The sequence below is a fragment of the Curtobacterium sp. MCBA15_016 genome (assembly GCF_001865105.1).
In the GTDB taxonomy this organism is placed as follows: Bacteria; Actinomycetota; Actinomycetes; order Actinomycetales; family Microbacteriaceae; genus Curtobacterium.
In genome coordinates, this window is record NZ_MJGR01000034.1 from 12096 (window position 1) to 13084 (window position 989).

The 989-nt window shown below is 74.4% G+C and carries 1 protein-coding gene; it reads left to right on the forward strand.

The features are described from left to right. Positions 1 to 989, forward strand: a 989-nt coding sequence (locus BIV03_RS13890) for a class I adenylate-forming enzyme family protein (RefSeq protein ID WP_175475870.1), incomplete at both ends; no start/stop codon positions are given.

Here is a 989-nt window from a genome sequence, read left to right on the forward strand (position 1 = left end):
GACCTCGACGCCCTCATCGCGACGAGCACCGAGCAGGCCGCGACCGGCAGCGCGACCGCCGCCGGCACCGCGACCGGCACCGTCGCCGACCCCGCAGCGACCTCTCGCCCCGGTGGCACCGACCCCGCCGCGATCGTCTTCACCTCGGGCTCCACGGGCCTGCCGAAGGGCGTCGCGATGACGCACCGACAGCTCCTCCGGAACACCGAGCAGAGTGCCTGGAGCGCCGACTACCGCCCGGGCGACCTCGTGGGCGTCGTGCTGCCGCTTTCCTTCGCCGCAGGCATCCTCACCACGCTCGACAGCATGCTGAGCGGGGCCGCCGCGGTCCTGCTCGACGCACGCGACCTCGGGACCGAGCGACTCCTCGAGGGCATGGCCGCCGAGGACGTCACCGCAGTGGTCTGCACGCCGCACCTGCTCCGGTCGGTCGTCTCCACCGTGCGCGACCGCGGCACGGACCTGCACCCCGCGCTCGCCGGGCTCCGGCTCGTCATGACGGTCGGCGAGCCGATCACCGGCACCGACGTGCACGCCGCTCGCCCGGTCCTCGGCGCCCGCACGGTCCTCTGGAACGGGTTCGGGTCGAGCGAGATGGGGGCGGTCTCGTACTTCCCGGTCGGTCCGGACGACGCCGTCCCGAACGGCGTCGTGCCGGCCGGGTACGTGCCGCCGGGCAAGACCGCCCGGGTCCTCCGCGAGGACGGTACCGCCGCCGCGACGGGGGAGACCGGCCAGCTCGTGGTCATCGGAGACGGCATGACCGCCGGCTACTGGGGCGCGCCCGAGAAGACGAGCGAGCACCTCTCCGTCGACGAGGACGGCACCCCGCTGTGGCGCCAGGGTGACCTCGCCCGCGTCGAGGAGGACGGCTGCCTGGTCCTGCTCGGCCGCGACGACGACGCCGTGAAGGTCCGCGGGTACCTCGTCGAGCCGAGCGAGGTCGAGGCGGCGCTCCGTGCCGTCGAGGACGTGCACGACGTCGTCGT